This is a genomic window from Xanthomarina sp. (assembly GCF_035306705.1).
Taxonomy (GTDB): Bacteria; Bacteroidota; Bacteroidia; order Flavobacteriales; family Flavobacteriaceae; genus Xanthomarina.
Window position 1 is genome coordinate 21,349 of sequence record NZ_DATGNO010000034.1, and the last position, 6,626, is coordinate 27,974.

Here is a 6,626-nt window from a genome sequence, read left to right on the forward strand (position 1 = left end):
TTTGCGAGAAATTAGTAGTAGCTATGGTCATACTAGATGGGAAAAAAGTAAGTAACGACATTAAAAATGAAATTGCTGAAGAAGTAAAAAAAATGAAAGCTAGAGGGGAAAAAGTACCTCATTTAGCTGCTATTATTGTTGGAAACGATGGAGCCAGTTTAACCTATGTAGCGAGCAAAGTGAAAGCTTGCGAACGTGTAGGTTTTGAATCTACTATGGTTAGAATGTCCAATACAACCAGTGAAATAGAACTTCTAGATAAAATTTACGAACTGAACACCAATCCGGATATCGATGGGTTTATCATTCAGTTGCCCTTGCCAAAACAAATTGATACACAAAAAGTTTTAATGGCTGTGAATCCAGATAAAGATGTGGATGGATTTCATCCTATGAATTTCGGGAAAATGGCATTGGATATGTCCACCTTTATTCCCGCTACGCCATTTGGAATTCTAGAATTATTAGATAGGTATAATGTAGAAACCAAAGGAAAGCATACCGTTGTTATTGGGCGTTCGCATATTGTTGGAAGACCTATGAGTATTTTAATGGGAAGAAGAGGTTTTCCAGGAAACTCGACCGTAACCGTTACCCATAGTCACACAAAAAATATCACACAAATTACTTCTCAAGCAGATATTATTATTTCGGCATTAGGAGTTCCTAATTTTCTAAAAGCAGAAATGGTAAAAGACGATGTGGTGATTATTGATGTTGGAATTACCCGTGTTGCCGACGAAACATCTCCAAAAGGTTATGTTATTACAGGCGATGTCGATTTTGAAAATGTCAGTAAAAAAGCCAGCTATATTACGCCAGTTCCTGGTGGAGTGGGGCCCATGACCATTGCTATGTTGTTAAAAAACACCTTGCTTGCTCGCGAGAGACAAATGTAGAACATTGTACTTATACTATTTTATAAATGATGTTTAGAGCTTTTTTGGCAATTCTAGAAATAGGAAGTTTTTGGCATGTGTTTCCAATTGTCGTTGCTATTTTAGCTGGTACTTTTATCATCTATTTTGCAAAGAGCAAGTTAAATAGAAAACAACAGGTGAATTTGCTTTGCGTTTTAACTGTGAGTTTATCTTTATTTGTTTTATTAGTTCCAGTTTACAAGTTAATAACGCATGAGTTTCATATTAAAAGAGATTTGCCTCTTTATTTAAACAATTTCACGGCTTTAATATTTCCAATTGTCTTAATTTTAAAAAAACCTTTACTTTTTAGAATATTGTTTTTTTGGAGTATGGCTTGGGGAGTTCAAGGTATCCTAACTCCCGATGTAACAAATAACCCCCAATCTTTAGAATATTTTCGATATTGGATTGCGAATTTAATGCCTATGGTTATTGTGTTTTATGTGCTATTTATCTTAAAAATTTTCCCGGATTTTAATAGTGTCTTTTTATCAATTGTTAGCTTACAAATCTATTTTATAATTGTTATGATTATAAACGAAATTTTACATTCTAATTATATGTATTTAAACGCAAAGCCGGCATCCATAACTGTTTTAGATTATTTAGGGCCTTGGCCATATTATTTAATTGTTATGCAATTTATGCTTATTCCTTATTTTTTATTATTTTATTTCCCGTTTTATTTATTGAAAAAACAATCGAGTTCCAACTTGTAAAAACAGGAGTTAATCTTTAAAACTCTGCGAGACAATCGTTGTAAAACTTAGTTTGGAGCTATCCAGAGCCCTTGTGAAATATTAGTTTGCAAACTGAAATCTCACGATTTTTTTTAAGGTTATATGCTGTAAACACGATATGTGAGGCATCAGGCAGTTTTATTTCTAATTTAAAATTCCTACCTTTTGGCTAAATAACTAACCATATGAAAGCTTTTTCAAAAATCATCTTAATACTTTTTAGTTTTGTCTTAGCTTGTCAGTCTAAAACCTCCGATATGTCTTCTAAAATCAATATTTCTGTATCGTATTCAGACACTCTTAATCTAGACAGTCTGGATGGACGATTGCTTCTTGTTTTAGCTGATAGCCATGAAGTAGAGCCTCGATTTCAAGTGGCTTACGATTTAAAAGCACAACCTATTTTTGGTAAAAATGTAGATCATTTGAAACCTAATGAACCGATTATGTTTTCCGAAGACGATTTTGGTTTTCCGTATGAATCCTTATCCGATTTAAAACCAGGAACCTATTATGTCCAAGCCGTTTTACACATTTACGACACCTTTAATTTATCTACTGGACACACAGTTAAACTGCCTATGGATAGAGGTGAAGGTCAAAAATGGAATAAATCTCCCGGAAATTTATACAGTAAACCTGTGAAAATTGAAGTTTCCAAGAATTCCATTCCAAATATTCAGATTGTTTTAGATCAGGTTATTCCTGAAATCGTAGAGCCGGAAGATACCGAGTGGATAAAACATATTAAAATGAAATCTGAGGTGTTATCAGAATTTTGGGGACGAGACATGTATTTAGGAGCTCATGTGTTATTACCAAAAGGATTTAACGAACATCCTGAGGCCAAATATCCACTTATGGTTTTTCATGGGCATTTTCCAAGCGATTTTGGTGGCTTTAGAACCACGCCTCCAGATGAAAATTTAAAACCAGAATATTCAGATCGGTTTGGGATAGACGGATATAATATTATTGAGCAACAAGAAGCCTACAATTTCTATAAACGCTGGAATGAACCAGATTTCCCTAGATTCTTAATCATAGAAATACAACATCCAACTCCTTATTACGACGATTCTTATGCGGTAAACTCTGCCAGTCAAGGTCCTTATGGCGACGCTATTACTTACGAGTTGATTCCATATATAGAAAACATGTTTAGAGGCCAAGGCGAAGGATGGGCTCGTTTTTTATATGGTGGTTCTACAGGTGGTTGGGAAGCTTTAGCAGTTCAGGTACAATATCCTGAAGAATATAATGGGTGTTTTGCCGCTTGTCCAGATCCCATCGATTTTAGAGCTTATTGTTTGAATAATCTTTATGAAGATGACAATGCTTATTATGCAAAATCCAATCATAATCCTGTGGAAATACCTGGGCATAGAGATTATTTAGGACATATTAGTGCCTCCATGAAAGCCATTAATCATTTGGAATTGGTGCTTGGAGACAAATCTCGATCTGGCGAACAATATGATATTTGGGAAGCAACCTATTCACCTCAAGGTGCTGATGGCTATCCGCAACGTATTTGGGATAAATATTCAGGTGAAATAAATCACGAAGTTGCCGAATATTGGAAAGAGAATTTCGATTTAAGGCATATTTTAGAACGTGATTGGGATAAATTGGGTGAAAAACTAAAAGGGAAAATCCATATTTATTGTGGAGATATGGATAATTATTATTTGAACAATGCCGTTTATTTAATGGAAGATTTCCTTGAAAGCACGACAGATCCTTATTATGATGGGGAAGTAGCTTATGGCGATCGTGCCGAACATTGTTGGAATGGAGATCCAGAAAACCCCAACCATATTACTAGGTTGCGATACAATAGTATGTATGTTCCAAAAATTATGAAACGTATTATGGAATCTGCTCCAAAAGGTGCCGACTTAACAAGTTGGCGTTATAAGTAAGATCTATTTGGCAAACAACTGATCCATATCTTTAAAAGCCTTAAACTCTAAAGCATTTCCAGCTGGATCATAGAAAAACATGGTAGCCTGTTCGCCTACTTGGCCTTCAAAACGAATGTAAGGTTCAATAATAAAACGGATGTCTTTTTGTTTTAAGGCCTCGGCAAATTGTTGAAAAGTTTCCCACGCTAGAACCACGCCAAAGTGTGGCACGGGAACTTGTTTGCCATCTACGGGATTGCTGTGTAAATCGTTTTCATGGGATTTTGGTTTATAATGAATAACCAATTGATGACCAAAAAAGTTGAAATCTACCCAATGCTCACTACTTCTGCCTTCTTCACAATTTAAAATCTCGCGATAAAAAGTTCGGCAGGTTTCTAAATTATGAACAGGAATGGCTATATGAAAAGGGGAAAGCATCTTACTTTTTATCTTTTCTGCTAGGCTTCGTGGGAGTCATGATTTCTTGTGTAGAATCTTCTAACAAATCGGATAGCTCCTTAAATTCGGTTTCTGTTAACTCTCTATATTCGCCTACTGGCATATCGAGTTTAATATTCATGATCCTAACACGTTTCAGTGCTTCTACATTATAGTTTAAATACTCGCACATTCGACGGATTTGTCGGTTTAAACCTTGAGTTAGAATAATTCGGAACTCGTAAGTTCCTAGTTTTTCAACCTCACATTTTTTAGTGATGGTGTCTAAAATAGGCACACCTTCAGACATGTGTTTTAAAAAAGTTTGAGAAATAGGCTTGTCAACAGTCACTAAATATTCTTTGTCGTGGTTGTTGCTGGCTCGAAGTATTTTATTTACTATATCGCCATCATCTGTTAGCAAAATTAAGCCTTCACTGGGTTTATCTAGTCTTCCGATAGGGAAAATACGTTTCGGATACTTTATAAAATCGATAATATTGTCTTTTTCAACTCGCGTATCTGTCGTACAAACAATACCAATAGGTTTGTTGAAAGCCAAATAAACAAATTCTTCTTTGGTGTTTTTTATTAATTCTCCATCTACATGGACGATGTCGTTTGGACCTATTTTGGTTCCCATTTCAGGAACTTCACCATTTATGGTAACACGTCCAGCATCGATAAGTTTGTCTGCTTCCCGACGCGAACAATATCCAACTTCACTTAAAAACTTATTAATTCGTTTTAAATTTTCTTCCATAAGGCAAAGATAGCAACTTTAGTTTTCTAAAAATTCGTAAATATAATTTGAAACTTCATCTGTAGCTAGAGAATGGCCAAAACCTTCGGTTGAAACCAATCTGCTGTTTTTATATTTATTTTTAATTAAAAGAGCATCGTTATAAGGAATAACTCGATCTTTTTTATCGTGAATAATTAATCCCTTTGAACTAATATGTTCCGAATAATTTGCTGTTGAAAATGCTTCTGGATATTGGCCAAAACGCTCTTTAATCATTAAATTAAGATGTTTTATAACGCGATTGCTAAAGCCAAGCATGTCTGTATATCTCTTTAAAACATCGGTAAACTCTGAAGGAGCGCCCAAAAGAATTATTTTTTCAATGGACTCTTTTTGATATTTAAATTGATAATAAGCTAAAGCCATACCGCCAACTGAATGTCCGATAATAATATTGGGTTGAAAGCGTTCGGAAACTACTTTTATAAATTCAGAATAAATAATGGCGTTAAAGCGGTCGCTTCCAGAACGTCCATGTGCAGGAGCATCTAACGCCACGACGCCAAAACCTCTTTTCCTTAAATTGGTAATTAAGGTTTGCCATCTAGCAGAATTACTTTCCCAACCATGTGCCAATAAAATAGTTTCCTTTTCGCCCAACCAGCGGTAGGTCATAATGGGCATTTTATTAAAAGTGAGTTCTTCTCTAAAAGCGGTATCTAAAAAGTCGGATTGTTTCTCGTTTATTTGGCCTTTCAAGGGTTTTGTAAATAAAAACAAAGCCATTCTAGCGGCTAATTTTGGAAAAAATATGCCCGTAAAATTTATAATTAAACCTATCGTTTTTTGTAAAACAAGTTTCATTCGCTTTCTCTATTAACTAGGTCCATGGAAAATGCTGGTAAACAAATGGCAAGATATTCACAAGGCTCTGTAAACGGATTGGAATATTGTACTCGCGTATTTTTTTCTATTTTAATGGATTGTCCAGCTTCTAAAACAATTTCTTCTCCATCGATTACAAATTGCTTTTTACCTTTTATTATAAAGGTGTATTCATCGAATTCTGGAGTTTGAAATGGTTCGCTCCAACCGCCAGGTGCCAACATGTGTGCAATGCTTAGTTTGGAATCTCCTTGACTGGCATTTCCAAAATGTTCTTTAATTATTTTCCCATCAGTTGTTGGAACTATAAATGGAGCATTTTGTATGATATATTTTTTATCTTTTCGCATATCTTTTTACTTCAACTTCAACTTCAGTTTCGATTTCATAAGGTTTTACCAACCGATCATGAAATATTTAATTTTGGCTTTTTGAGGAATATATACTGCGTCAATTTTTGCGCTTGTGTCAAATTGAAGTTCTGGTGGTAATTCGGTTTTTGAAATGGTAAAAAATGTATTGTTGTCGTTTACAAAAACCACGACGTTTTTTAGCGTGTTTTGGATACTTGAAATTTTATGATTTTTTTCGATATCTCCAAACGTACTTAGGATAGAAACACCTTTATCTGTTTTGTATCGCGCATCCAACACTTTTATGGTTCCAATAGTTGATGTAGGATCTTGGACTTTTTTTGGAGTTAAGGTCAGTAATTTGTTACCTGCTTTATCAAAAATATCAATATCGGTTCTGTTAAAAGTGAATTCGTTATCAAGAAGTCTTTCTACAACCGAATCGTTTACAAAAACAGTTTTTAGATCTTTTACTTGTGTGGAATCTGTTAATAAACCAACATGCTGCTTCCCAATTTGAAAGGGATCTTGTTCTTTTTTGCAACCAATTAATAAAAAGCCTACAATGGCTAGACTAAGGATGGATGTTTTCATATAAAATAGGGGTGATTTTATTTAGTTGACAAAGTTAC

8 protein-coding genes are annotated in these 6,626 nt (G+C 34.6%); 3 read left to right on the plus strand and 5 right to left on the minus strand.

What is annotated here, in order from left to right; genetic code table 11:
* Positions 1-23: 23 nt before the first annotated feature.
* From VKY47_RS02925 to VKY47_RS02935, 3 genes are all read left to right on the plus strand, one after another.
* Positions 24-899, plus strand: coding sequence for a bifunctional 5,10-methylenetetrahydrofolate dehydrogenase/5,10-methenyltetrahydrofolate cyclohydrolase (locus VKY47_RS02925; protein WP_324310212.1), 876 nt, complete (start codon positions 24-26; stop codon positions 897-899).
* A gap of 26 nt (positions 900-925) precedes the next feature.
* Entirely contained in the window at positions 926-1,642 is a 717-nt protein-coding gene (locus tag VKY47_RS02930; RefSeq protein ID WP_324310214.1) for a TMEM164-related integral membrane acyltransferase, read from the plus strand.
* Between the two features lie 206 nt (positions 1,643-1,848).
* Positions 1,849-3,588: an alpha/beta hydrolase-fold protein gene (locus tag VKY47_RS02935; RefSeq protein WP_324310216.1), complete on the plus strand. Its 1,740-nt coding sequence runs from the start codon at positions 1,849-1,851 to the stop codon at positions 3,586-3,588.
* Between the two features lie 3 nt (positions 3,589-3,591).
* On the opposite strand, the gene VKY47_RS02940 is transcribed toward VKY47_RS02935, so the two are convergent.
* The 5 genes from VKY47_RS02940 to VKY47_RS02960 are packed head-to-tail and all read right to left on the minus strand — an operon-like array spanning position 3,592 to position 6,588.
* Positions 3,592-4,011, minus strand: coding sequence for a VOC family protein (locus VKY47_RS02940; protein ID WP_324310218.1), 420 nt, complete (start codon positions 4,009-4,011; stop codon positions 3,592-3,594).
* A 1-nt stretch (position 4,012) separates the two neighbouring features.
* Complete coding sequence (gene rluF / locus VKY47_RS02945) at positions 4,013-4,774, minus strand: 23S rRNA pseudouridine(2604) synthase RluF (protein ID WP_324310220.1); 762 nt, start codon at positions 4,772-4,774, stop codon at positions 4,013-4,015.
* An 18-nt stretch (positions 4,775-4,792) separates the two neighbouring features.
* On the minus strand, positions 4,793-5,620 hold the full coding sequence (locus VKY47_RS02950; RefSeq protein ID WP_324310222.1) for an alpha/beta hydrolase: 828 nt from the start codon (positions 5,618-5,620) through the stop codon (positions 4,793-4,795).
* On the minus strand, positions 5,617-5,991 hold the full coding sequence (locus tag VKY47_RS02955; protein ID WP_324310223.1) for a cupin domain-containing protein: 375 nt from the start codon (positions 5,989-5,991) through the stop codon (positions 5,617-5,619). The genes VKY47_RS02950 and VKY47_RS02955 overlap by 4 nt, the downstream gene beginning before the upstream one ends.
* 45 nt (positions 5,992-6,036) lie before the next feature.
* Positions 6,037-6,588 (minus strand): hypothetical protein, encoded by a 552-nt coding sequence (locus VKY47_RS02960; protein ID WP_324310224.1) that lies wholly within the window; start codon positions 6,586-6,588, stop codon positions 6,037-6,039.
* Between the last annotated feature and the right edge of the window lie 38 nt (positions 6,589-6,626).